This is a genomic window from Roseixanthobacter liquoris (genome assembly GCF_043195135.2).
Taxonomy (GTDB): domain Bacteria; phylum Pseudomonadota; class Alphaproteobacteria; order Rhizobiales; family Xanthobacteraceae; genus NCEH01.
In genome coordinates this window covers 3,354,315-3,379,968 of sequence record NZ_CM195537.1, presented here as the reverse complement: position 1 = coordinate 3,379,968, position 25,654 = coordinate 3,354,315, and the positions used below count along the sequence as shown (strand labels likewise).

22 protein-coding genes and 1 pseudogene are annotated in these 25,654 nt (G+C 67.3%); 20 read left to right on the top strand and 3 right to left on the bottom strand.

The genetic code is table 11. The features are described from left to right. The first annotated feature begins 2 nt into the window (after positions 1-2). From V5F84_RS15230 to V5F84_RS15200, 7 genes are all read left to right on the top strand, one after another. Entirely contained in the window at positions 3-1,406 is a 1,404-nt protein-coding gene (locus V5F84_RS15230; RefSeq protein WP_394043819.1) for a pyruvate dehydrogenase complex E1 component subunit beta, read from the top strand. Between the two features lie 12 nt (positions 1,407-1,418). After that, positions 1,419-2,798, top strand: a complete 1,380-nt coding sequence (locus V5F84_RS15225; RefSeq protein ID WP_394043818.1) for a pyruvate dehydrogenase complex dihydrolipoamide acetyltransferase — start codon at positions 1,419-1,421, stop codon at positions 2,796-2,798. Between the two features lie 151 nt (positions 2,799-2,949). Continuing rightward, the gene (locus tag V5F84_RS15220) at positions 2,950-3,186 is read left to right on the top strand and encodes an HP1242/YdcH family protein (RefSeq protein ID WP_394043817.1); all 237 of its coding nucleotides are present in this window, start codon (positions 2,950-2,952) and stop codon (positions 3,184-3,186) included. 165 nt (positions 3,187-3,351) lie between these two features. Then, positions 3,352-4,770, top strand: coding sequence for a dihydrolipoyl dehydrogenase (lpdA, locus tag V5F84_RS15215; protein WP_394043816.1), 1,419 nt, complete (start codon positions 3,352-3,354; stop codon positions 4,768-4,770). Positions 4,771-4,808: 38 nt separating this feature from the next. Beyond that, complete coding sequence (locus V5F84_RS15210; protein ID WP_394043815.1) at positions 4,809-5,087, top strand: GlsB/YeaQ/YmgE family stress response membrane protein; 279 nt, start codon at positions 4,809-4,811, stop codon at positions 5,085-5,087. Positions 5,088-5,211: 124 nt separating this feature from the next. Continuing rightward, positions 5,212-6,165, top strand: a complete 954-nt coding sequence (gene lipA, locus V5F84_RS15205; RefSeq protein WP_394043814.1) for a lipoyl synthase — start codon at positions 5,212-5,214, stop codon at positions 6,163-6,165. Positions 6,166-6,169: 4 nt separating this feature from the next. Next, a complete protein-coding gene (locus V5F84_RS15200) occupies positions 6,170-6,628 on the top strand; it encodes a type II toxin-antitoxin system RatA family toxin (RefSeq protein ID WP_394043813.1) in 459 nt (152 codons plus the stop codon). On the opposite strand, the pseudogene V5F84_RS15195 reads toward V5F84_RS15200, so the two are convergent. Together V5F84_RS15195 and V5F84_RS15190 are read right to left on the bottom strand one after the other, a co-directional pair. Beyond that, positions 6,540-7,128, bottom strand: a pseudogene (locus V5F84_RS15195) (CinA family protein); the annotation flags it as partial. The gene V5F84_RS15200 and the pseudogene V5F84_RS15195 overlap by 89 nt on opposite strands. Next, positions 7,125-8,306: a bifunctional 2-C-methyl-D-erythritol 4-phosphate cytidylyltransferase/2-C-methyl-D-erythritol 2,4-cyclodiphosphate synthase gene (locus V5F84_RS15190; RefSeq protein ID WP_394043812.1), complete on the bottom strand. Its 1,182-nt coding sequence runs from the start codon at positions 8,304-8,306 to the stop codon at positions 7,125-7,127. The gene V5F84_RS15190 and the pseudogene V5F84_RS15195, both read right to left, overlap by 4 nt. 193 nt (positions 8,307-8,499) lie before the next feature. On the opposite strand from V5F84_RS15190, the gene dusB reads away from it, so the two are divergent. From dusB to V5F84_RS15130, 12 genes are all read left to right on the top strand, one after another. Further along, the gene (gene dusB, locus V5F84_RS15185; RefSeq protein ID WP_394043811.1) at positions 8,500-9,534 is read left to right on the top strand and encodes a tRNA dihydrouridine synthase DusB; all 1,035 of its coding nucleotides are present in this window, start codon (positions 8,500-8,502) and stop codon (positions 9,532-9,534) included. Continuing rightward, positions 9,531-10,658, top strand: coding sequence for a two-component system sensor histidine kinase NtrB (locus tag V5F84_RS15180; protein ID WP_394043810.1), 1,128 nt, complete (start codon positions 9,531-9,533; stop codon positions 10,656-10,658). The genes dusB and V5F84_RS15180 overlap by 4 nt, the downstream gene beginning before the upstream one ends. A gap of 7 nt (positions 10,659-10,665) precedes the next feature. Further along, complete coding sequence (gene ntrC, locus V5F84_RS15175; RefSeq protein WP_394043809.1) at positions 10,666-12,108, top strand: nitrogen regulation protein NR(I); 1,443 nt, start codon at positions 10,666-10,668, stop codon at positions 12,106-12,108. 149 nt (positions 12,109-12,257) lie between these two features. Beyond that, positions 12,258-14,453 (top strand): putative bifunctional diguanylate cyclase/phosphodiesterase, encoded by a 2,196-nt coding sequence (locus V5F84_RS15170; protein ID WP_394043808.1) that lies wholly within the window; start codon positions 12,258-12,260, stop codon positions 14,451-14,453. A 123-nt stretch (positions 14,454-14,576) separates the two neighbouring features. Next, positions 14,577-16,814 (top strand): sensor histidine kinase NtrY-like, encoded by a 2,238-nt coding sequence (locus V5F84_RS15165; RefSeq protein WP_394043807.1) that lies wholly within the window; start codon positions 14,577-14,579, stop codon positions 16,812-16,814. A 3-nt stretch (positions 16,815-16,817) separates the two neighbouring features. Continuing rightward, positions 16,818-18,182 carry a nitrogen assimilation response regulator NtrX gene (gene ntrX / locus V5F84_RS15160; protein ID WP_394043806.1) on the top strand — a complete coding sequence of 455 codons (1,365 nt, stop codon included), beginning with the start codon at positions 16,818-16,820 and terminating at the stop codon, positions 18,180-18,182. Between the two features lie 58 nt (positions 18,183-18,240). Further along, positions 18,241-19,617, top strand: a complete 1,377-nt coding sequence (gene trkA / locus V5F84_RS15155) for a Trk system potassium transporter TrkA (RefSeq protein ID WP_394043805.1) — start codon at positions 18,241-18,243, stop codon at positions 19,615-19,617. A 12-nt stretch (positions 19,618-19,629) separates the two neighbouring features. Then, positions 19,630-21,048, top strand: a complete 1,419-nt coding sequence (locus V5F84_RS15150) for a hypothetical protein (RefSeq protein ID WP_394043804.1) — start codon at positions 19,630-19,632, stop codon at positions 21,046-21,048. Between the two features lie 15 nt (positions 21,049-21,063). Further along, positions 21,064-21,924 carry a D-amino-acid transaminase gene (locus V5F84_RS15145; RefSeq protein WP_394043803.1) on the top strand — a complete coding sequence of 287 codons (861 nt, stop codon included), beginning with the start codon at positions 21,064-21,066 and terminating at the stop codon, positions 21,922-21,924. A 146-nt stretch (positions 21,925-22,070) separates the two neighbouring features. After that, entirely contained in the window at positions 22,071-22,328 is a 258-nt protein-coding gene (gene hfq / locus V5F84_RS15140; RefSeq protein WP_348844899.1) for an RNA chaperone Hfq, read from the top strand. 6 nt (positions 22,329-22,334) lie between these two features. Continuing rightward, complete coding sequence (gene hflX / locus V5F84_RS15135; RefSeq protein WP_394043802.1) at positions 22,335-23,723, top strand: GTPase HflX; 1,389 nt, start codon at positions 22,335-22,337, stop codon at positions 23,721-23,723. 70 nt (positions 23,724-23,793) lie between these two features. Then, complete coding sequence (locus tag V5F84_RS15130; protein WP_394043801.1) at positions 23,794-24,147, top strand: hypothetical protein; 354 nt, start codon at positions 23,794-23,796, stop codon at positions 24,145-24,147. Positions 24,148-24,193: 46 nt separating this feature from the next. On the opposite strand, the gene mazG is transcribed toward V5F84_RS15130, so the two are convergent. Next, a complete protein-coding gene (gene mazG / locus V5F84_RS15125) occupies positions 24,194-25,024 on the bottom strand; it encodes a nucleoside triphosphate pyrophosphohydrolase (RefSeq protein WP_394043800.1) in 831 nt (276 codons plus the stop codon). Between the two features lie 97 nt (positions 25,025-25,121). Between mazG and V5F84_RS15120 the strand changes: the two genes are divergently transcribed. Next, positions 25,122-25,628, top strand: coding sequence for an SAM-dependent methyltransferase (locus V5F84_RS15120; protein ID WP_394043799.1), 507 nt, complete (start codon positions 25,122-25,124; stop codon positions 25,626-25,628). The last annotated feature ends 26 nt before the right edge of the window (positions 25,629-25,654 follow it).

Below are 25,654 nucleotides of genomic sequence, written 5' to 3'. Positions count from 1 at the left end.
CCATGCCCATCGATATCCTCATGCCGGCCCTTTCCCCCACCATGGAGAAGGGCAATCTCACCAAATGGCTCAAGAAAGAGGGTGACAGCGTCAAGTCCGGCGACGTGATCGCCGAGATCGAGACCGACAAGGCCACCATGGAAGTGGAAGCGGTGGACGAGGGCATCCTCGGCAAGATCCTGGTGCCGGAAGGCACGCAGGACGTGGCCGTGAATACGCCCATCGCCTCGATCCTGGGCGAAGGCGAAGACGCCAATGCCGCGCCGGCCCCGGCCCAGAAGGCGGCCGAGAGCGCGCCGGTCGCCCCTTCGCCGTCTCCGGTTGCCGCCGCCGCGCCTGCCCCGCAGGCGGCCGTGCCCTCCGCCGTCGCCAATCCGCCCCAGGTGAAGAGCCAGCCGGATCCGGAAGTGCCGCCCGGCACCGAGATGGTCACCATGACCGTGCGCGAGGCCCTGCGCGACGCCATGGCCGAGGAAATGCGCCGCGACGCGGACGTGTTCGTGATGGGCGAGGAAGTCGCCGAATATCAGGGCGCCTACAAGATCACGCAAGGGTTGCTTCAGGAATTCGGCGCCAAGCGCGTGGTGGACACCCCCATCACCGAGCATGGCTTCGCCGGCATGGGCGTCGGCGCCGCCATGGCGGGCCTGAAGCCCATCGTGGAATTCATGACCTTCAATTTCGCCATGCAGGCGATCGACCAGATCATCAATTCCGCCGCCAAGACGCTCTACATGTCCGGCGGGCAGGTGCATTGCTCGATCGTGTTCCGCGGCCCGAACGGCGCGGCCGCGCGCGTCGCCGCCCAGCACAGCCAGGACTACACCTCCTGGTACAGCCATATTCCCGGCCTCAAGGTGATCGCGCCCTATAGCGCCGCCGATGCCAAGGGCCTGCTGAAGGCGGCGATCCGCGATCCCAACCCCATCATCTTCCTGGAAAACGAAATCCTCTACGGCCACTCCTTCGAGGTGCCGAAGCTGGACGATTACGTGCTTCCCATCGGCAAGGCGCGCATTGCCCGCGTCGGCAAGGACGTGACCCTGGTGGCCTGGTCCATCGGCATGACCTATGCGCTGAAGGCGGCCGAGGAACTGGCCAAGCAGGGGATCGAGGCGGAAGTCATCGACCTGCGCACCATTCGCCCCATGGACACCGCGACCATCATCGAGTCGGTGAAGAAGACCGGCCGCTGCGTGACCATCGAGGAGGGCTGGGCCCAGTCCGGCGTCGGCGCCGAGATTTCCGCCCGCCTGATGGCCGATGCGTTTGATTATCTCGACGCCCCGGTCCTGCGCGTGACCGGTAAGGATGTCCCCATGCCTTATGCCGCCAATCTCGAAAAGCTCGCTCTGCCCACGGTCGCCGACGTGATCGAGGCCGTGCGCGCCGTGACCTATCGCTGAGGGGAAGACCAGATGCCCATCGAAATCCTGATGCCGGCCCTGTCTCCCACGATGGAGAAGGGCAACCTCGCCAAATGGCTCAAGAAGGAAGGCGACAGCGTCAAGTCCGGCGACGTGATCGCCGAGATCGAGACCGACAAGGCGACCATGGAAGTGGAAGCCGTCGATGAAGGTGTGATGGCGAAGATCCTGGTGCCCGAGGGCACGCAGGACGTGCCCGTGAACCAGCTCATCGCGGTTCTGGCCGGGGAGGGCGAGGACGCCAAGGCGGTCGCCTCCGGCGCCGGCGGCGCCAAGGCCCCGGCGGCCGCTCCGGCTCCGGCTCCGGCGCCCGCCGCCGCCGCGCCCGCCGCTGCCCCGGCTCCCGCGCCTGCGGCTGCTCCGGCGCACACACCCGCGCCGGTTGCCGCCGCCCCGGCTGCGAACGGCCAGGGTGGACGCGTGTTCGCGTCTCCGCTCGCCCGTCGCCTCGCCAAGGAAAAGGGCATCGACCTGGCCGCGCTCCCCGGTTCCGGTCCCCATGGCCGCATCGTCGCGCGCGACCTGGAAGGCGCCCAGGCCGGCGCGAAGCCGGCCGCGGCTCCCGCCGCGGCGCCTGCGCCCGCGCCGGCCGCAGCGGCGCCCGCTCCGGCGAAGGCTGCCGTGAGCGGCCCGACCGCCGATCAGGTGAAGGCTCTGTTCGAGCCCGGGTCGTACGAGGAAGTCCAGCTCGACGGCATGCGCAAGACCATCGCCAAGCGGCTGGTGGAGAGCGAGCAGCTCACCCCCACCTTCTATCTCAGCGTGGATTGCGACCTCGACGATTTGATGAAGCTGCGCGAGACCGTCAATGCCATGGCGTCCAAGGACAAGGACGGCAAGCCGGTCTATCGCGTCTCGGTCAACGATTTCATCATCAAGGCCATGGCGCTGGCGCTCCAGAAGGTGCCGGCCGCCAATGCGGTGTGGGCCGAGGACCGGATCCTGCGCATGAAGAATTCCGACGTCGGCGTGGCGGTGGCCATCGACGGCGGCCTCTATGCCCCGGTGATCAAGAAGGCCGAGACGAAGACGCTCTCCGCCATCTCCAACGAGATGCGCGACCTCGCCTCGCGCGCCCGCAACAAGAAGCTGAAGCCGGAGGAATATTCCGGCGGCTCCACCTCCATCTCCAACCTCGGCATGATGGGCGTGCGCGATTTCGTGGCGATCATCAATGCCCCGCAATCCTCCATCATCGCCATCGGCGCGTCGGAGCAGCGCCCCGTGGTGCGCGGCGGCGAGATCAAGATCGTCACCCAGATGACCGCCACCATCACCTGCGATCACCGGGTGATGGACGGGGCGCTGGGCGCCGAGCTGCTGGCCGCGTTCAAGGAGTTCGTCGAAAAGCCCATGACGATGCTGGTGTGACCCTGCCGGTTTGATCCGGCGCGAGGATCGTGGCGGAAGCCGGCCGGAAGGCCGGTTTCCTGTGCGGCAAATCAAAGGTCGCGCGGCGGCTTCGGTGTAGCAGGGCGCATGCGGCGCCCTGCCGCCGCGCCCAAGATAGAACGAGGCAAACATGTCCCATACGCCCCATCAGCTGGCCGCCGACTTCCCGGACCTTGCCGGCAAGCTCCACGACCTGCGCGAGAGCGATCCGCATTTCGCCCATCTGGTCGCCGAGTACGACAAGGTGAACGAGGTGGTCCACAAGGCCGAGAGCGATCTTGAGCCCATGGACGATCTGGCCCTCGACACCGTGCGCAAGGAGCGCGTGCGGCTGAAGGACGAAATCTACGCCTATCTGACCCGCTGACGGCTGGGGTCCGGCGCCGCTGCGGCGCTGGACCCGGCCCACCGGCCTTGCCGCCTGCCGAGGCCTCTGGCCGGCGTGGGCGCGAGGCGGGCACGGCCCCATTCCCACCCGGTCCCTTCTGCCGATGCGGTGCGTCCGGCGGCCCAGGAGGGGAAGGAGAGATCCATGGCTGAGACCAATTTCGACATCATCGTCATCGGCGGCGGCCCCGGCGGCTATGTGGCCGCCATCCGCGCAGCCCAGCTGGGCTTCAAGACCGCGGTGGTGGAAAAGAGCCATCTCGGCGGCATCTGCCTGAACTGGGGCTGCATCCCCACCAAGGCGCTGCTGCGCTCGGCCGAGGTGTTCCATTATATGGAGCACGCCAAGGATTACGGCCTCTCCGCCGAGAAGGTGGGCTTCGATATCGGCGCGGTGGTGAAGCGCTCGCGCGGCGTCGCGGGCCAGCTCTCAACGGGTGTCGGCTTCCTGCTGAAGAAGAACAAGGTGGACGTGATCTGGGGCAAGGCGACGCTTTCCGCCCCCGGCAAGCTGAAGGTGGAAGCGGCCGAGAATGCGCCCAAGGGCGCGCTCGGCGGCGGCGATTATACCGCCAAGCACATCATCGTCGCCACCGGCGCCCGCCCGCGCGCTTTGCCGGGCCTGGAGCCCGACAAGAAGCTGATCTGGACCTATTTCGAGGCCATGGTGCCGGACATCATGCCCAAGTCCCTGCTGGTCATGGGCTCGGGCGCCATCGGCATCGAGTTCGCGTCCTTCTACAAGACCATGGGCGCCGACGTGACGGTGGTCGAGGTGCTGCCGCAGATCCTCCCCGTGGAGGATGAGGAGATTGCCGCCCATGTGCGCAAGCGCCTGGAAAAGCAGGGCATGAAAATCCTCACCGGCGCCAAGGTGAGCGGCGTCACCAAGCATGGCGAAAGCCTCACCGTCCATGTGGAGGACGACAAGGGCGCCAAGCACGATTTTGCGGTCGACCGGATGATCTCCGCCGTCGGCGTGGTCGGCAATGTGGACAGCCTGGGCCTGGAAGCGGTCGGCGTGAAGATCGAGCGCGGCATCGTCGTGACTGACGGCTATGGCCGCACCAATGTGCCCGGCATCTATGCCATCGGCGATGTGGCGGGCGCGCCCATGCTGGCGCACAAGGCCGAGCATGAGGGCGTGATCTGCGTGGAGACCATCAAGGGCCTGCACACCCACCCCATCGACAAGAACAAGATTCCGGGCTGCACCTATTGCAACCCGCAGGTCGCCTCCATCGGCCTCACCGAGAAGAAGGCCAAGGAGCAGGGCCGCGACATCCGCGTCGGCCGCTTCCCCTTCATCGGCAACGGCAAGGCGATCGCGCTCGGCGAGCCCGAGGGCCTGGTGAAGACCATCTTCGACAAGAAGACCGGCGAATTGCTGGGCGCCCATCTCGTCGGCGCGGAAGTCACCGAGCTGATCCAGGGCTTCATGATCGCCATGAATCTGGAGACCACCGAGGAAGAGCTGATCCACGCCATCTTCCCGCACCCGACGCTTTCGGAAACCATGCACGAGAGCGTGCTGGACGCCTACGGCCGGGTTATCCATATGTGAGGCGGCGGCCCACGTCGGGCGGCAACCGGGGGTGGTCCATGACTGGCGAGACCTATGCGGCGTTGAGCCAGCCGGGGGTCGGCTTCTTCACCATGATCCTGATCGGCCTGATCGCCGGCTGGATCGCGGAACGGATCACCGAGAGCGACCACGGGCTGCTGACGAACCTCGTGTTCGGCCTGATCGGGGCGTTCGTCGGCGGCAAGCTGGCGGAATGGGCGGACGTGCCGGTCTACGGATTTTTCCGGACGCTCATCGCCGCCGTGATCGGTGCCATCATCGTGCTATGGGTGTGGCGCCGCATCCGCGCTCGCTGAGCAGCGCCGCCGGTCCGGCGCTGCCGGCAGGTCAGCACTGCATCGCGCCGGCTCGACGCTGGCGCGAGGGAAGACTAGATTTTGAAGCGAATGCTTTTATCGCGCGCGAAAGTCGCCTGAAGATATGGTCACGCTCGTCAATACCCTGAACCGGCCGCGCCATCCGGAAAAGGCGCATCGGCCCGAAAGCGAGATCCTGCGCAAGCCGGAATGGATCCGCGTGAAGGCGCCCGGTTCCGCCGGCTGGTCCAAGACGGCCGATATCGTGCGGGCGAACGGCCTGCACACGGTGTGCGAGGAAGCGGGCTGCCCCAATATCGGCGAGTGCTGGGAAAAGAAGCACGCCACCTTCATGATCATGGGCGACACGTGCACCCGCGCCTGTGCCTTCTGCAATGTGCGCACCGGCCTGCCGCAGGCACTGGATCTGGATGAGCCGCAGAAGGTGGGCGAGGCGGTGGCGAAGCTCGGCCTCTCCCATGTGGTCATCACCTCCGTGGACCGGGACGATCTCGCGGACGGCGGCGCCGAGCATTTCGCCCGCACCATCCGCGCCATCCGCGCCGCAAGCCCCGGCACGACCATCGAAATCCTCACGCCTGATTTCTTGCGCAAGCCGGGCGCCATCGAGGTGGTGGTCGCGGCGAAGCCCGACGTGTTCAACCATAATCTGGAAACTGTGCCGGCGAAGTATCTCACCGTGCGGCCGGGCGCGCGCTATTTCCACTCACTGCGCCTGTTGCAGCAGGTGAAGGAGCTGGACCCCTCCATCTTCACCAAGTCCGGCATCATGGTGGGCCTGGGCGAAGAGCGGAACGAGGTGCTCCAGCTCATGGACGACCTGCGCTCGGCGGAGGTGGATTTCATCACCATCGGCCAATATCTCCAGCCCACCCGCAAGCATCACAAGGTGGAACGCTTCGTGACGCCGGATGAATTCGCCGCCTTCGAGACGGTCGCCTATGCCAAGGGCTTCCTGATGGTGTCGTCGAGCCCGTTGACGCGCTCTTCGCACCATGCGGGCGATGACTTCGCGCGCCTGCGCAGCGCCCGCGAGGCAAAGCTCGGTCGGGTGTGAGCGCGTGCCGTCTTTCTCCAGCAAGCGCGTGGTGAACCATTCCGCGCCCGAGATGTTCGATCTCGTGGCGGATGTGGACCATTACCCGGAATTCGTGCCGCTCTGCCAAGCCTTGCGGGTGCGCCGCCGCTCGCCCGGCGGGGAAGGACAGGAGGTGCTCGTCGCGGATATGACGGTCGCCTACAAGCTGATCCGCGAGACCTTCACCTCCCGTGTCACACTGGACCGGCCGAAGCTCACCATCCATGTGGAATATCTGGACGGGCCGTTCAGCCGCCTCGACAATCGCTGGGAGTTCCGCGACCTGGAGGGTGGCAGCAAGTGCGAGGTGAGCTTCTTCATCTCCTATGAATTCCGCTCGCGCACCCTGGGCCTGCTGATGGGCGCCATGTTCGACGCCGCTTTCCGCCGCTTCGCCGATGCGTTCGAGAAGCGGGCGGATGCGGTGTACGGGGCGGCTTGACGCGCTCAGAACCGCGCCAGCGTCTCCAGCATCTCCAGCGCCACAAGCACCGAGCGGGCGCGGATGTCGGCACGCTCCAGCGGGCCGAAGCGCTCCTCGCGGTGCACCACCAGTCCGCCGCGCTTGGCGGCCGCGAAATGCACCAGCCCCACCGGCTTTTCATCAGATCCACCGCCCGGACCTGCGACCCCGGTGATGGCGACCGCAAGGCCGGTGCCGGCGGCGGCGAGCGCGCCGCGCGCCATGGCGCGCGCGGTCTCCTCGCTCACCGCGCCATGGGCGGCAAGGATCGCCTCGGGCACGCCCAGCATCGCCATCTTGGCGGCGTTGGAATAAGTGACGAAGCCGCGATCCACCACGTCGGACGACCCGGCGATATCGGTCAGCGCGCCGATCACGAGGCCGCCGGTGCAGGATTCGGCGGTGGCGAGCGTGAGGCCGGCAGCGCGGCAGGTTTCGAGCACACGTCGGGCACGGTCCTGGGTTTCCAGATCGCTCACAGCAAATCCTCCTCGGGCAGGCGGATGGTGGCGGACGCCATGGCGGCAATGCCTTCGCGCCGGCCGGTGAAGCCGAGCCGCTCGGTGGTGGTGGCCTTCACGCTGATGCGGCCGAGGGCGACGCCCGTGATCTCGCCGATGCGGGCGCGGATGGCGTCGCGATGCGGGCCGATCTTCGGGGCTTCGCAGATCAGCGTCAGGTCGAGATGGGCGATGCGGCCGCCGCGCGCGCGCACCTTGTCGAGCGCGAACACCAGGAAACGGTCGGAGGTCGCGCCCTTCCATTGCGGGTCGGAGGGCGGGAAATGGGCGCCGATATCGCCGTCGCACAAGGCGCCGAGCACGGCGTCGGTGAGCGCGTGAAGACCCACGTCGGCATCCGAATGGCCGTCCAGGCCCTTGTCGAAGGGAATGGCGAGGCCGCCGAGCATCACATGGTCGCCGGGACCGAAGGCATGCACATCGAAGCCGGTGCCGGTGCGCACATCGGTGAGCGGAGCCGCGCCCTCGCGGGCGGCGCGGGCCAGATCGTCGGCGGAGGTGAGTTTCATATTGCCCGCTTCTCCTTCAAAGGTTGCGACGGCGTGCCCCGCCCATTCCATCACGGCGGCGTCGTCGGTCAGGCCGGCGACACCGCCGGCTTGCGCCGCATCATGGGCGGCGCGCAGCATGTCATACCGGAAAGCCTGGGGTGTCTGCACGGCACGCAGCGTGGCGCGCACGGGCGTGGAGGCGACGGTGCCGAAACCGTCCACCACCTTGATGGTATCGGTCACGCCCGTCACCGGCACAGCCGCGCCATGGGTGGCTGCTGCTTCCACCGCGCGGGCGATCAGGGCGTCGCTGACAAACGGGCGGGCGGCATCGTGCACCAGCACCAGGTCCGGAGCCTCGCCCGCCAGGGCCTCGAGGCCGGCGCGCACCGAATCCTGCCGCTCGCGTCCCCCGGCCACCGCGGGGCGCACCTTGGCGAGGCCGTCGGCGGCGGCGGCGAAGCGCGCTTCGTCATCGGGATGGATCACCACCTGGATGGCATGGATGCCGGGATGCTCAGCGAACAGGCGCAAGGTGCGCCGCAGGACGGTTTCCGCGCCGAGACGATGATATTGTTTGGGCAACGGCCCGCCGGCGCGGGTCCCGCGACCCGCCGCCACCACGATGACCGCGCACGTCGTCATGAGGTCCGTTCCTTTTTTCGCCATTTGCTCCTTGAACCGCGCCGGAACCCGCCGCGCAAGGGGACAAAAAAGCGGCGGTCGCCTGTGCCTTCGGCAGCCTTCGCACCGCACCATGCGCTTCATTGCAACGCTGCCCTTGCGTGTGCAACGCAATTGTCTAGAATGTAGGCATTCCCTAGGTGGCCTAAAATCTGTGCAAGAGCTTCTTCCTTCATCCCTTTCAGGTCTTCGAATCGGCCCCCACGCCCTGCCGAACCCGGTCGTGCTCGCCCCGATGGCGGGCATTACCGATGCGCCGGTGCGGCGCATGGCGGTACGATATGGCGCCGGGCTCGTGGTGTCCGAGATGGTCGCCAGCGAGGCGCTGCTCGACGGCCATGGCGAGACCACCCTTCGCGCCGAACGGGCCGGCATTCCGCTCCACGCCGTGCAATTGGCCGGCAACGATCCCCATTGGATGGGGGAGGCCGCCCGCATGGCCGAGGCGGAAGGCGCGGACATCATCGACATCAACATGGGCTGCCCGGCCAAGCGCGTGACCACCGGCGCGGCGGGTGCGGCCCTGCTGCGGGACCTGCCCCTGGCGGCGCGGATCATCGCGGCGGTGCGCGCGGCGGTTAGCGTGCCGGTGACGCTCAAGACTCGCCTGGGCTGGGACGGCGCGGCGCGGATCGCGCCGGTGCTCGCCACCATCGCCGAGGATGCGGGCATCGCTCTGCTGACCATCCATGGCCGGACCCGGTGCCAGTTCTACACCGGCGAAGCCGATTGGGGCGCGATCGCCGAGGTGAAGGCGAAAGTCGCCATTCCCGTGCTCGCCAATGGCGATCTGACCAGCTGCGCCGATGTCGGCCCCATGCTGTCCGCGTCCGGCGCGGACGGGGTGATGATCGGGCGCGGTGCGCAGGGGCGCCCCTGGTTTCCCGGACAGGTGGCGCGCTTCCTGGAAACCGGGCGGGCGCCCGCCGACCCCGGCCTTTGCGAGCAGCGCGACGTGCTGCTGGAAATGTATGAGGGCTGGCTCGCCCTCTACGGCCCCGGTCTCGGCCTGCGGCAGGCCCGCAAGCATATCGGCTGGGCGCTGGAGGCGGCGGCGGCGAGCGCCGGCCGGGAGCAAGACTGGGTCAAGCCATGGCGGGCAAGGCTGCTGCGCATGGAAGACCCTCAAGCGGTGATGGGCGGGATCCGCGCCGCGTTCGATGATGCCAATTGGAAGGCCGCGGCATGAAGGCAGATGCAAAGCGCCGGCCCGAGCCGGAGACGAATTTTACCCGCGCCATCCTCGACGCGGTGCCCCATCCGGTGATCACGGTTTCCGATACCGGGCAGATCGTCGACGCCAATGTGGCGGCGGAGGCCTTCTTTGAAGTGAGCCTGCCGGTGCTGCGGCGCCGGCCGTTCGCGGAATTCGTGCCGTTCGGCACGCCGCTGCTCGGCCTGATCGATCAGGTGCGGGCGCGCGGCGCGCCGGTGAACGAATATCGCGTGGACCTCGGCACGCCCAAGAACGGCGGCGAGCGGGTCGTCGACATCCACGTCGGGCCGGTTTCCGAGCGGCCGGGCCATGTGGTGGTGATGATCCAGGAGCGCACCATCGCCGACAAGATGGACCGCCAGCTGACCCATCGCGGCGCCGCCCGCTCGGTGAGCGCGCTGGCCTCCATGCTGGCGCACGAGATCAAGAATCCGCTCTCCGGCATTCGCGGCGCGGCGCAATTGCTGGAGCAGTCGGCGGGCGACGAGGACCGCGCGCTCACCCGCCTCATCACCGACGAGGCCGACCGCATCGTGAAGCTGGTGGACCGCATGGAGGTGTTCTCCGACGAGCGGCCCATCGCCCGCGAGCCGGTGAACATCCATGCGGTGCTGGAGCATGTGCGCACGCTCGCCGCCTCGGGCTTTGCGCGGCATATCCGCTTCATCGAGGAATACGACCCCTCGTTGCCGCCGGTCTATGCCAACCGCGACCAATTGGTGCAGGTGTTCCTCAATCTGGTGAAGAACGCGGCCGAGGCCATCGATTCCGAGACCGACGGGGAAATCCATCTCACCACCGCGTTCCGCCCCGGCGTGCGGCTCACGGTGCCCGGCGCCTCCTCCCGCGTCAGCCTGCCGCTGGAATTCTGCGTCAAGGACAATGGCAAGGGCGTGCCGGACGACCTTCTGCCCCACCTGTTCGACCCGTTCGTGACCACCAAGCCGACGGGAAGTGGCCTCGGCCTTGCATTGGTGGCGAAGATCATCGGCGATCATGGCGGGATCGTCGAATGCGACAGCCAGCCCCGGCGAACCAGCTTCCGGGTTCTCCTTCCCATGTATCGCGGCACACGTGTCGCCTCCGAGGACAACTGAGGTATCCATGCCCACGGGAAGCATTCTGGTCGCCGACGACGATGCTGCGATCCGTACCGTGCTCAATCAGGCCCTGTCGCGGGCCGGATATGAGGTGCGCTCATGCGGGAATGCGGCCACCCTCTGGCGCTGGGTGAGCCAGGGGGATGGCGATCTGGTCATCACCGACGTGGTGATGCCGGACGAGAACGCCTTCGACCTCCTGCCACGCATCAAGAAGGCACGGCCCGACCTGCCGGTCATCGTCATGAGCGCGCAGAACACGTTCATGACGGCGATCCGGGCCTCCGAGCGCGGCGCCTATGAATATCTGCCCAAGCCGTTCGACCTGAAGGAGCTGATCTCCATCGTCGGCCGCGCGCTCGCCGAGCCGAAGAAGTCGGACCAGCATCCGCTCGGCTCCGAGGAGCAGGACAATATCCCGCTGGTTGGCCGCTCGCCGGCGATGCAGGAAATCTACCGCCTGCTCGCCCGCCTGATGCAGACCGACCTCACGGTGATGATCGCCGGCGAGAGCGGCACCGGCAAGGAACTGGTGGCGCGGGCGCTGCACGACTACGGCAAGCGCCGCACCGGCCCGTTCGTCGCCATCAACATGGCGGCGATCCCGCGCGACCTCATCGAGAGCGAATTGTTCGGCCACGAGAAGGGCTCGTTCACGGGCGCAACCACCCGCAACACCGGCCGCTTCGAGCAGGCGGAGAGCGGCACGCTGTTCCTCGACGAGATCGGCGACATGCCCATGGAGGCGCAGACCCGTCTGCTGCGGGTGCTCCAGCAGGGGGAATACACGACGGTCGGCGGGCGCACGCCCATCAAGACCGACGTGCGCATCATCGCCGCCACCAACAAGGACCTGCGCACGCTGATCCAGCAGGGCCTGTTCCGCGAGGACCTGTTCTTCCGCCTGAACGTGGTGCCGCTGCGCCTGCCGCCGCTGCGCGAGCGCTCCGAGGACGTGCCGGACCTGGTGCGCCACTTCTTCCTCCAGGCGGAGCGGGAGGGCCTGCCGGCGAAGCAGATCGATACCGCCGCCCTGGACCGGCTGAAGCGCTATCGCTGGCCCGGCAACGTGCGCGAGCTTGAAAACCTCGTGCGCCGGCTTTCGGCCCTGTACCCGCAGGAGATCATCACCCCCGGCATCATCGAGGCCGAGCTGTCCGAGCCGGTGCCGAGCGCGGGCGCCGAGGACGGGCCGGTGGATGCCACGCTGGCGGCGTCGGTGGAGCGGCACCTCAATACATATTTCGCCGGCTTCGGCGAAGACCTGCCGCCTCCCGGTCTTTATCACCGGATCCTGCGCGACGTGGAATATCCACTGCTGTCGGCGGCTCTTGCTGCAGCGCGGGGTAATCAGATCAAGGCGGCGGAATTGCTCGGCCTGAACCGCAATACCTTGCGCAAGAAGATCCGGGATCTGGATATTCAGGTCATTCGCACCAGCCGTTAATCTGGGACTAAACGTGATCTTATGCGTGCAAGCCGCAAATCCAGGGAATAAGATTTCCGCTGGGGGCGGTCCGGTTACGCGATGACGCGCGATAAGGCACCGCGTTTGTTGATGGCTGGATGCAAGGACCTGCTATGGGTGAGGTCGCTTTGAGTCAGCTGCTCTGGGCGATGAATGCGTTCGTCGCCCAGAGCGATGACGGCGACCTTTGGAGCGAGGCGCTGGGGCGGGTCTGCGCCGAAATCGGCCAGACCTTCGGCCTCAGCCGCGTCGCCTTGTTCGAGATCAGTCAGGACGGACAGCAGGACGGACAGCCGGGGCTCGGAGTGGTGTGCAGGGCCGATTGGGCGCGGCCGGGCCTTGCTCCCATAGGCCGCACCCGCCACCGCGCCATCGCCCCCGACAGCCCCGACGATCTCCAGCGCGACTGGGCGCGCCGGCGCATCCGCGGCGAGGTGATCGAAGGGTTCACCCGCGATCTCACCGGCTATCTGCGCGCCTATTTCGAGGCCCACCAGATCGTGCGCTTCTACACCGTGCCGGTGATGGCGACCGGCCATTGGTGGGGCCATTTCTGCATCGCCCACGACGACCCGGACCAGCCGTGGGACGAGGCCGTGAAAGCGCTGTGCCATCTCGTGGCGAGCATGGTGGCGCGGTCCGCCGAATGCATGCGGGCCGAGCGGGAATTGAACGACGTCACGTTGCGCAGCATGCTCGGCTCGGCGCTCGATGCCGTCGTCACCATCGACGAAGCCGGCATGATCCTGGAGTTCAACCCGGCGGCCGAGCGGATCTTCGGGTTTCGGCGCGCGGATGCGATCGGCCGCACGCTTGGCGCCACCATCATTCCGCCGCGCTATGCCATGTCGCACCAGGCCGGCCTCAAGCGCTATCTGGAAGAAGGCACGCCCCACATCCTCGGGCGCCGCGTGGAGCTTCAGGGCCGGCGGGCAGACGGCAGCCTGTTTCCGGTGGAACTGACCGTCACCGAGATTCGCGGGGCCACACGGCGCGTCTTCACCGCCTATCTGCGGGACATCTCCAATTTCGTGGATGCCCAGGAGGCGCTGGAGCGGCTCGCCTATCATGACGCCATGACCGCACTGCCCAACCGGGCCGGCCTGATGCGCCTGGTCGCGGAAGCGCCGAGCGCGCCGACCGGCGTGGTCGTCGTGCATTTCCGCGATCTCGACGTGCTCGCCGCGAGCCTCGGGCGCGAATTCACCGAGCCGGTGGCCGCGCAACTGGCCTTGCGGCTGCGCCTGGCGCTGCGGGGCGATGCCATGCTGGCGCGCACCGGCGAGCGCGAATTCGCCATCATCCTGTTTCGCGGCTCGGATGCGCTGGCCACGGGGCGCAGCGTCGATGCGCTGTTCCAGGCGCCGCTGGAGAGCGAGGGCCGGCGCTTCTATCTGCGCGCCCGCATCGGCATCGCCCGCGAGCAGGGCCAGTTGGAAGACATGCTGCGCGATGCGGAAATGGCGCTCCATGCCCAGGGACGCGGCCATGCGGTGGTGTTCGACCAGTCGCTGCGCGCGGACCATCAGGAGCGCCTGGCGCTGGAAACCGACCTGCGGGACGCGATCCTGCGGCGCTCGCGCGACCTCTACATGGTGTTTCAGCCCATCGTGTGCTGCAAGACCGGGACGGTGATGGGCTTCGAGGCCCTCGCCCGGTGGAGCCATCCCGCGCTGGGGAATGTGGAGCCCAGCGAGTTCGTCGCCATCGCCGAGGCCTCGGGCCTGTCCGAGCAATTGGGCGAGCTGGTGCTGGAACGGGCGGTGGCGGCCTGCGCCCGGTGGAACCACGACCGCACCTCCCTCGGGCTCGGTGCGCGCTATGTGTCGGTCAATCTCTCCGCCCCGCAGGTGATGGCCCCCGATCTCGTGGCGCGGATCGCCAATATCCTTCAACAGGTGAACCTGAACGGCGACCAGGTGCTGTTCGAGCTGACCGAGAGCACCTTGCTGTCCGAGCCGGAAAAGGCCGTCGAGGTCATGGTCCAGCTGCAATCCCTGGGCTGCAAGGTAGCCATCGACGATTTCGGCACCGGGTATTCCTCCTTCAGCTATCTCCAGCGCCTGCCGGTGAACGTGCTGAAGATCGACCGCTCCTTCATCCGCGAGATCGTCGACAATTCCCGGTCGCGGCGAATCGTCGGGGTGATGGTGGATCTGGCCCACGCCTTCGGCATCGAGGTGGTGGCGGAGGGTGTGGAAAACGACGCGGCCCTGAACGAGATCGTGGCCCTCGGCAGCGATTGCGTCCAAGGCTTCCTCGTGGGCCGTCCCATGCGCGAGGACGAGGCCCTGCACTGGCCCGACGGCGGCCGCAGCGCCTGACACTTTTCGCCCGCGATCCCTGACAAGCGACTGGACCCGTCGCAATTGTCACATTTTTGCACCAGTGTTGTCTCATTGCATCAGTCGTGCTGATTCCCGGCGCGCTTCAGGGCCCTTTTCTCCATGACGAATGCCAGCCTGGACACCGCCGACAACCGTGCCACGGGCGGGGGAATGCCAGGAGCGAGCCCGTTGCTGAGCGTGGGCCTGTTCGCGCCGGCGCTGGTGGTGCTGGCGCTCTGTTCCGCCTTGGCCACCTTCCTGATCCTGATGGGCCTGACGCCGGTGGTGCCGAGCCACGAGGTGGTGATCGGCCTGCTGGCCGGCAACGCGCTTGCGGTGGCCATCCTGTCCACCATGGTGGGGCGCGAGGTGTGGCGGATCGTCCGGGCGCGGGCGAGGGGCCGGGCCGCTTCGCGACTGCATGTGCGCATCGTCGCCCTGTTCGCGGTGGTCGCCGTGGTTCCGGCCATCCTGGTGGCGGGCGTCGCGAGCCTGACCCTGGATCGCGGGCTGGATCGGTGGTTTTCCGTGCGCACCCAGGAAATCGTCGCCAATGCGGTGCAGGTGGCGCAGACCTATGTGCGCGAGCATGCGCTGAACATTCGCGGCGACGTTCTCGCCATGAGCGCCGATCTCAATCGCCTCAAGCCGCTCTATGACACCGACCGGACGCACTTCCGGCAGATCCTCACCGCCCAGGCGACCGTGCGCAATCTGCCCGCCGCGCTGATGATCGAGCGCGACCTGAAAGTGGTCGAGGGCGCGCAGGTGATGCCGGGCCGGGAGTTCCTGGTGCCGGCCAATATCGCCATTGGGGAGGCGACAACCGAGCAGCCGATCATCTATCTGCCGTCCGATGCGAATTTCGTCGGGGCCTTGATCAAGCTGAAGGATTATCCCGATCTCTATCTCTATGTGGCGCGGCCCATAGATCCGAGGGTGATTGGCTATCTGAATACCACGCGGGAGACGCTCGCGGATTATCAGAGCCTGGAGGAGCGCCGCTTCGGGGTGCAGGTGGCGTTCGCGCTGATGTATGCGGTCATCACGCTGATCGTGCTGCTCTCGGCGGTCTGGCTCGGCATCAATGTGTCGAAATGGCTGGTGGCGCCGATCCGCAGGCTGATGTCGGCGGCGGATCACGTGGCGGCGGGCAATCTCGACGTGCAGGTGCCGATCTATCGCTCCGAGGGCGATTTCGCGACGCTGGGCGAGACCTTCAACAAGATGACCGCCGAGCTGCGCAACCAGCATGACGCGCTGCTGCGGGCGCGCGATCAGATCGACGTGCGCCGCCGCTTCACCGAGGCGGTTCTCTCCGGCGTCGGGGCGGGGGTGATCGGGCTCGATTCCGACGAGCGGGTCACCATCCTCAACCGCTCTGCCGAAAAGCTGCTGGGCGTGAAGGAGGCCGATGCGCTCGGCCATCCCCTGGCCGAGGTGGTGCCCGAGACCGCTTCCCTGATCGGCGAGGCCGAGGCCGGGCGCGAGCGTGTCGTCCAGGGCAATATCACGGTGCAGCGCGAGGGGCGCGAGCGGGTGTTCGCCGTGCGCGTCACCACGGAGCAATCCTCCGAGGCCGACCACGGGTGGGTGGTGACGCTGGACGATATCACGGCGCTGATCTCGGCCCAGCGCACCTCCGCCTGGGCCGACGTGGCGCGCCGCATCGCGCATGAGATCAAGAACCCGCTGACGCCCATCCAGCTTTCGGCGGAGCGGCTGAAGCGCAAGTACGGCAAGCACATCACGCAGGATCGCGACGTGTTCGACCAGTGCACCGACACCATCATCCGCCAGGTGGGCGATATCGGCCGGATGGTGGATGAATTCTCCTCCTTCGCCCGCATGCCGAAGCCGGTGGTGGACAGCCAGGATCTCGCCGAGACCCTGCGACAGACGCTTTTCTTAATGAAGGTCGGTCATCCCGAAGTCACGTTCGAGGCCGACATCCCTTCCTCCCTCCCGGCGCGGTTCGACCGTCGCCTGATTTCCCAGGCCCTGACCAACATCCTCAAAAATGCCGCCGAGGCCATCGAGGCCGTTCCGGCGGAACAACGTGGCAAGGGGCTGATCCGCGTGAAGGCGGACCAGTCCGGCGAAGATCTGGTGGTTGATGTGATCGACAACGGAACCGGCCTGCCCCAGGAGAAGCGCAACCGCCTCCTGGAGCCGTATGTGACCACGCGTGAAAAAGGCACCGGCCTCGGCCTCGCCATCGTCGGCAAGATCATGGAAGAGCACGGCGGCGGCATCGAGCTTTACGACTCGCCCGAGGGACGCGGCGCCTGGATCCGGCTGCGCATGCGCGCCGACGGGCCGATCCTGGTGCCGGCCGACCAGAAGAAGGGGGCTTGAACCATGGCCCATGACATTCTGATCGTCGACGATGAAGCCGACATCTGCGGCCTGGTGGCCGGCATCCTGGAGGACGAAGGCTATTCCGCCCGCACCGCCCGGGACGCCGACAGCGCGCTCGCCGCCATCGCCACCCGCCGGCCGAACCTGATCTTCCTGGACATCTGGCTCCAGGGCAGCCGCATGGACGGGCTGGAATTGCTCGACACCATCAAGCTGGCGCACCCCGACGTGCCGGTGGTGATGATTTCCGGCCACGGCAATATCGAAACCGCCGTCGCCGCCATCAAGCGCGGCGCCTATGACTTCATCGAGAAGCCGTTCAATGCGGATCGCCTGATCGTCATCACCGAGCGCGCGCTGGAAACCCTGCGCCTGCGGCGGGAAGTGCGCGAACTCAAGCAGATGACCCAGCCGCAGACCCTGGTGGGCCGCTCCAGCGCGATCCAGCAGCTGAAGGCGACCATCGACCGGGTCGGCCCCACCAACAGCCGGATCCTGATCATCGGCCCGTCGGGATCGGGCAAGGAGCTGACCGCCCGCATGGTTCACGCGGTGTCGAACCGCAATCAGGGGCCGTTCATCGTCATCAACGCCGCGGCGATCACGCCGGAGCGGCTGGAATATGAATTGTTCGGCGTCGAGGCCGGCGAGGGGCGCGAGGCCCGGCGCGGCGCGCTGGAGGAAGCCCACGGCGGCACGCTGTTCCTGGACGAGATCGCCGACATGCCGCGCGAGACCCAGAACCGGGTGCTGCGCGTGCTGGTGGAACAGACCTTCACGCGCATCGGCGGCACGGACAAGGTGAGCGTGGATGTGCGCATCATCTCCTCCACCGGCCGCAATCTGGAGGAAGAAATTGCCCAGGGGCGGTTCCGCGAAGATCTCTATCACCGCCTCAGCGTGGTGCCGATCCGCGTGCCGCCGCTGGCCGAGCGGCGCGAGGACATCCCGGACCTCGTGGATTTCTTCATCGACCTGATCTCCCAGACCACCGGCCTGCCGAGCCGGAAGATCGCGGACGACGCCATGGCGGTGCTGCAATCCCACGACTGGCCGGGCAATGTGCGCCAGCTGCGCAACAATGTGGAACGGGTGCTGATCCTGGCGGGCGGGGATCCCGACGCCATCGTCACCGCCTCCATGCTGCCGCCGGACGTGGGGGCCTTGGTGCCCAACCTGCCCAACGGAAACGGCGGGGAGCATCTGATGGGCCTGCCGCTGCGCGAGGCCCGCGAGGTGTTCGAGCGCGAATATCTCGCCGCGCAGATCAATCGCTTCGGTGGAAATATCTCCCGCACGGCGGAATTTGTGGGCATGGAGCGCTCGGCTCTTCATCGAAAGCTCAAGGCTCTCGGCGTAGGGTAGGCATAGGCGCTGCGGCGTCGAGGGGATAAGCTGCGGCCGGGGTGAGGGGGAATCGCGCATGAAGGTCGTGATCTGCGGGGCGGGGCAGGTGGGGCTCGGCATTGCCGAGCGCCTCGCGAGCGAGCAGAACGACGTGTCCATCGTCGATGCCAGCGCACGCCGCATCCAGATCGCGACCGAGCAACTGGACGTGCGCGGCGTGGTCGGCCACGGCTCGCATCCCGACGTGCTCGCGAAGGCCGGCATCGAGCAGGCGGACATGCTGATCGCCGTGACCCTCCACGACGAGGTGAACATGGTGGCGTGCCAGGTCGCGCACTCCTTGTTCAACGTGCCGACCAAGGTCGCCCGCATCCGGGCCCAGACCTATCTGATGCCCGAATGGCGCGACATGCTCTCGCGCGACCATCTGCCCATCGACGTGGTCATCTCGCCCGAGATCGAGGTGGGCGAAATGGTGCTGCGGCGCCTGTCGCTGCCCGGCTCCATCGATACCGTCACGTTCGCCGACGGCGCGGTGGTGGTGGCCGGGGTGTATTGTTCCGAGGAATGCCCGATCCTCGACACGCCGCTGCGCGAATTGACCCAGCTGTTCCCGGATCTGCGCGCCACCATCGTGGCGGTCAACCGCGGCGGCAAGCCGCTCGTGCTCACCTCGCGCGATACCATCCAGGCCGGCGACATCGCCTATTTCGTCGCACGCTCCGATCAGGTGCGGCGCACCTTGTCCATCTTCGGCCATGACGAAGTGCCTGGGCAGCGCATCGTCATCGCCGGCGGCGGCAATATCGGCCTTTATGTCGCCGACCAGCTGGAAAAGCGCAATCCGATCGCCAAGATCAAGATCATCGAGAACGTGCCCGAGCGGGCGCAGGCGATCGCCGAAATCCTGTCGCGCTCGGTGGTGCTGAACGGCGATGCGCTCTCGCGCGAGATCCTGGACGAGGCGGGGGTCGGGGACGCCGACACCATGATCGCGCTCACCAATGACGATCGCATCAATATCGTCGCCTGCCTGCTCGCCAAGCAGATCGGCGCGCGGCGCATCCTCGCGCTGCTCAACGAGCCGGGCTACACCACCTTCGCCCGGGGCCTCGGCATCGATGCCCATGTGAACCCGCGCCAGATCACGGTGTCCAAGGTGCTTCAGCACGTGCGGCGCGGTCGCATCCGGGGCGTGCATTCGCTGCTCGACGGGGCGGGCGAGATGATCGAGGCGGAAGCGCTGGAGACCTCGCCTTTGGTCGGCAAGCCGCTGCGCGACATCGATTTGCTGAAGGGCCTGCGCGTCGGGGCGCTGGTGCGCAACGGCGAAGTGCTGCTGCCGACCGGCGACACGGTGGTGCGCGCGCAGGACCGGGTGATCCTGTTCGCCTTGGCGGAGCGCATCAAGCGCGTGGAACAGCTGTTCCGCGTGAGCCTCGAATTCTTTTAAAGCGCCGCCTCCATGCCCTCCATTCTCCGGCTTCTCGCGCTGGCGCTCCTGTGGGTGGGCGGCGCCGCGCTGTTGCCCGCGCTGGTCTCGGCGCGCAACGGGGAAGGGCAGGCGCCGATTTTCCTCGCCACCACGCTCGCCTGCGTCTTCTTTGCCGGGGCCATGCGGCTGTCCTGCGCCGGGGTGAAGGTGCGGATGCGCCGGCTCCATGCGTTCGCCGCGCTGGCCGCGCTCTGGCTGCTGGTGCCGGTGGTGGCCGCGCCGGCGGTGGCGGTGGCGAGCGGCCTCGATCTGTGGCGCGCCTGGTTCGAGGCGCTGTCCGCCTTCACCACCACCGGATTTACGGCGGTGCACGAGGCGCCGCGCAGCCTTTATGTGTGGTTCGCCTTGCTGCAATGGAGCGGCGGCCTTTTGACCATCGTCTCCGGCGTGGCGGTGCTGGCGCCGGCCGGGCTCGCGGGCCTGCCCCATCGCGCCCAGGCGGGGGTCGACGGGCTGGAAATCGTCGATACCGCCGGCGTGGTGCGCGATATTGCGCCGATCTATGCCGCGGCGACCCTGCTGGCGCTGATCGTCCTGCTGGCGAGCGGCAATTCGCTCTATGTGGCCTTGTGCCTTGCTTCGGCGGCGACCTCCTCCGGCGCCCATGTGCCGCCCCAGGCGGTGGAGGCGCTGCGCACCAGCGTCGCCACGCCGCTGGCGATGGTCCCGTTCCTGCTGTGGTCGGCCACCAGCGTGCGCTGGCACCGGGCGCTGGTGACCCGGCGCATTCATGCCGCGCCGGAGCAATCGGAAAGCGTGCTGCTGCTCGGCTATTGGGTGGTGGCAGCGATCGTGCTCGGTGCCATCATTTTCCGCGATCCGTCGGATATCTCGGTGCGCGCGTCGCTGGAGATGGGCGTGTTCAGCGCCGCCTCGCTGATCGCCACCAGCGGTCTCGTCAGCGGCGCGGAAGTCTATGGCATCGTGCCGCCGGCCCTGGTGCTGGGCATGGTGCTGGTGGGAGGCGGGGCGCTTTCGGTCACCGGAGGCATCAAATTGCTGCGGCTGCGCGCCATGCTGCTGCGGGCCCAGGGCGATTTGATGCGGCTCATCTCGCCCCATCTGGTGCAGCCGGCGCGCACCGGTGAAGGGGGGGTGGGCTCGGCCATGCGAGGCGTGTGGATCGGCCTCGTGTCGGTGCTCGCGACGCTCGCTCTCACGACCATACTCATGAGCATTTCCATGCCCAGCCTCCAGGCCGGCATCACGGCGGCGGTGGCTGCGCTGACCAATAGCGGGCCGATCTACGACGCGGCGAATGCGGACTGGCCCGCCATTTCCACCCTGCCGCCGCTATCCGTGCTCGGTGCCGCCTTCGCCATGATCGCCGGCCGGCTGGAGACGGTGGGCGCGTTCGTGCTCATCCACCTTGCCTTCTGGCGCAGTTGAGGTTCGAATTCCGCCATGTCCCGCATTGCCTATGTGAACGGCCGCTACCTGCCCCACCGCGACGCCTTCGTGCATGTGGAGGATCGCGGCTATCAGTTCGCCGACGGCGTGTATGAAGTCTGCGAGGTGCGTGGCGGCAAATTGATCGACGCACGCCGCCATCTCGACCGGCTCGACCGCTCGCTGAAGGAATTGCGCATCGCCGCGCCCATGTCGCGCGCCGCCCTGGAAACGGTGCTGCACGAGACAGTGCGCCGCAATCTGGTGCGCGACGGGCTGGTCTATCTCCAGGTGACGCGCGGCGTTGCCCGGCGCGACCATGGCTTTCCCGCCGCCAGCGTGCCGCCGAGCATCGTGGTGACCGCCCGTTCGGCCAATTTCGCCAAGAACGACGCCACCGCGGCGGCGGGGATGAAGGTGATCTCGCTGCCGGAAAATCGCTGGGACCGGGTGGACATCAAGACCGTCGGCCTTCTGCCCAATGTGCTGGCCAAGCAGGCGGCGCGCGAGGCCGGGGCGGGGGAGGCCTGGTTCGTGGATGCGCAGGGCCATGTGACCGAGGGCGCCTCCACCAATGCCTGGATCGTGACCCAGGACGGGCGGCTCGTGACCCGGCCGGCGGAGCACGGCATCCTGCGCGGCATCACCCGCACCGTGCTCATGGACGTCGCCGCCGCGATGCAGCTCAGGGTTGAAGAGCGGGCCTTTACCCTGGACGAGGCCAAGGCGGCCAAGGAAGCGTTCGTTTCCTCCGCCACCTCGCTGATCATGCCCGTGATCGCCATTGACGATACGCCGGTGGGGACGGGCGAGGTGGGCCCGGTAGCCCGCAATCTGCGGGCCCAGTTCCACAAATTCGCCGAGGCCTCCGCTTGATGCAGCACAATATCCTGATGCTGCGGGGCAAAAATTGCAGTTGCACCGATTTTTCGCTGTGCCATCCTAGGCTGCTAACTCCCGCCCTTCGATCGCTGCTTCGCGTCGGGTAGGGCGGGGCAACGCCGAAAGAAACGGATACGAAAATGGCGGCGGAACGGACACAAAATCTGCAGGACACATTCCTCAATCACGTCCGCAAGAACAAGACTCCCCTCACGATCTTCCTGGTGAACGGGGTAAAGTTGCAAGGTGTGGTGACGTGGTTCGACAATTTCTGCGTCTTGCTGCGGCGCGATGGCCACTCTCAGCTTGTCTACAAGCACGCGATTTCGACCATCATGCCCGGTCATCCCGTGCAATTGTTTGACCCGACCGACGAGGTCGCGGCGGAGAAGGCGTAACGATACGTGGAGCATAAGGACGAACGGAGCGCGCCGAAGGTCGGGGCAAGAAGCGTCGAACGCCAGGCCCCGCCCACACGGTGCGCAGTGATCACGCCGTTTTCATCAAATCGGGCCCGTTGGACGCAGAAGGGCGCGGCGCACGAGCGCCGTTCTCCCGAAGCGCGGCTCGACGAGGCGGTGGGCCTCGCCATGGCCATCGATCTGGAGGTGGTCTATCGCGGCCTCGTGCCCTTGGCCGAGGTGAAGCCTGCCACCTATCTCGGCTCCGGTAAGGTGGAAGAGATCGCCGGAATCGTCCAGGCGGAAGAGATCGGCCTCGTGTTCTTCGATGCCGCGCTCTCCCCCGTGCAGCAGCGCAATCTGGAAAAGGCGTGGTCCACCAAGGTGGTGGACCGCACCGCCCTGATCCTGGAGATCTTCGGCAGCCGCGCCCGCACGAAGGAAGGCACGCTTCAGGTGGAACTCGCCCACCTGAACTACCAGCGCTCGCGCCTCGTGCGGTCCTGGACCCATCTGGAGCGCCAGCGCGGCGGTTTCGGCTTCCTGGGCGGTCCCGGTGAAACCCAGATCGAGGCCGACCGCCGGCAGATCGGCGAACGCATCATCCGCATCGAGCGCGACCTTGAGCAGGTGAAGCGCACCCGCGCGCTGCACCGCACAAGCCGCAAGCGCGTGCCCTATCCCGTGGTTGCATTGGTTGGCTATACCAATGCGGGTAAGTCCACATTGTTCAACCGTCTTACTCGTTCCGAGGTGATGGCGCAGGACCTGCTGTTCGCAACCCTTGATCCGACCTTGCGCGCAGTGGACCTGCCCCATGGCACGCGGATCATCCTGTCTGACACCGTGGGCTTCATCTCGGATCTGCCGACCCAATTGGTGGCGGCGTTCCGCGCCACGCTGGAAGAGGTGATCGAGGCGGACGTCATCCTGCACGTGCGGGACGTCTCCCACCCCGACAGCCAGGCGCAGGCCGACGATGTGAAGGACGTGCTCACCGACCTCGGCATCGATATCGAGGCCAGCGGGCGCGTGCTGGAAGTGTGGAACAAGATCGACCTGCTTTCGCAGGAAGCCCGCGAGGCGATGGAGAACACCGCCGCGCGCGCCGATCTCGCGGACCGGCCGATCCTGGTCTCCGCCCTCACCGGGGCCGGCACGTCCGATCTGCTGGATGTGGTGGAACGCCAGATCACTGCCGGCCGTGTGACACTGGACGTGACGGTGGCCGCCGACGATGGCGAAGGCCAGGGCTGGCTCTATCGCCATGGCGAGGTGCTGGAGCGCCGCACCGATGAGGACGGCGTGATGCATTTCGCCCTGCGCATCCTGCCCGAGCGCGCGCCCCTGGTGACGCGGCGGTTCGGCGCCGGCCGCGTGAATCAGATGTGAGAACCAGGCGGGGCGGCGACGGTCAGCCCGACGTCCGCCCGCGCAGGCGAGCCGAATGAGCAGAGACGACATGCCTGACGAAGCCGAGGCGCTGAAGGTGCGCCTGCGCAAGGACCTTCGCGACGCGATGGTCGCCCGGCAGCCGGTTCGCGTGCGCGTGCTGCGCCTGCTCGTGGGCGCGCTGGACAATGCCCAGGCCGTGCCGCTTACCTGCGAGCATGAGACTTATGTCGTGCGCGACTTCGGCTCCCCTTCGGTGGAGGTGCCCCGGCTGTCGCTCGCTGCCGCTGCGGTCAGGCGGCTCCTCGAATCGGAGGTCGCTGCCCGGCATGAGGCGGCGGCGGAACTGACGCGCCTCGGTCAGTTGGAGCGGGCGGACCTGCTGCGCCAAGAGGCCGGGATCATCGCCATCTATCTCGGGTAGGATGCCGGCGGGAAAGCGCCAGCCCGGCCGCCCTCAGTCCCCGCCCTCACACCTGCCGCTCCACGCCCTTCGCCGCCACCCACAGCGCCTCCATCTCGTTGAGGCTCGCGTCTTTCGGCACGCGCCCGGTTTCGCCGAGGCGGTCCTCGACGAAGGCGAAGCGGCGGGAGAATTTCTCATTGGTGCCGCGCAAGGCCGCCTCCGGGTCCACGCCCGCATGGCGCGCGAGATTGACCGCCGCGAACAGCAGGTCGCCGATCTCGTCCTTGATGGCGTCCGTGCCGCCCGCCTCCAGCGCCTCGGAAACCTCGTCGGTCTCCTCGCGGATCTTGGCCAGCACTTGGCGCGCATCATTCCAGTCGAAGCCCACGCGGCCGGCCTTTTCCTGGAGCTTCACGGCGCGAGTCAGGGCCGGCAGGGCCACGGGCACGCCGTCGAGCGTGCGTCCGCCATCTTCCGCAGGGCGGCCGGCGGCGGCGCGGCGCTGGGCGCGCTCGGCCTTTTCCCGGGCCTTGATCTCTCCCCACAGGGCCTTCACCGCCTGGGGGGTGAGGTCGCGCGTGTCGCCGAACACATGGGGATGGCGGCGAATGAGCTTGGAGGTGATGGCCTCCACCACGTCGCCGAGATCGAACAGGCCCTGCTCTTCGCCGAGCCGGGAATGGAACACCACCTGAAACAGCAGGTCGCCGAGTTCGTCCGGCAGGTCGGCCATGTCGTTGCGGCCGATGGCGTCCACCACCTCATAGGCTTCCTCGACGGTATAAGGGGCGATGGTGGAGAAATCCTGCTCCAGGTCCCAGGGGCAGCCGGTGCCCGGCGTGCGCAGCGCGGCCATGATCTCCACGAGGCGGGCAAGATCGCGGGAAGGCTGCATGGGAGGCTCCGGAGAAGGGCGCCGCATGGCGGCGGCGGACGGGTGGGGCTATCATCGGTCTGTGTTGCCGTGAACGCGGGTCTGGCGAGGATAAAGCATGAGTTCCCCCTCAACCGAAAGCGCGGCTGCGCCCGCACCGTCCGACGACGACGCGGGCATCCGCCCCGGAGAGATCGCGGTCGCGCTGCCCCCGGCCTTCGATACCGGGCTTTATTTCATCGGCCGCATCCGCACGCCCTGGGCGCGGCGCGACGATTGCCCCAAGCGCGGCAGCGAGGACGGCCCCGTCTGCCGGCTGGAGATCGATCCGCGCTGGGAAGCCGCGCTGGAAGGCGTGGGGCGCGAGCCGCGCCTTCAGGTGCTCTATTTCATGGACCAGGCCCGGCGCGACCTGGTGGTGCAGATGCCCCGGCGCGCCAGCGCGGCGTCCGGCACCTTCGCGCTGCGCTCGCCGGTACGGCCCAATCCCATCGCCTCCTCGGTGGTGCTATTCGTCGCCCGCGAGGGGCTGAGCGTGCTGGTGCGCGGGCTCGATTGCATCGACGGTACGCCCCTGGTGGACCTCAAGCCGCAATATTGTACCCTGGCGCACGATGTGACTTAGCGTCATGTCGTGTCCGCGTGCTTGAG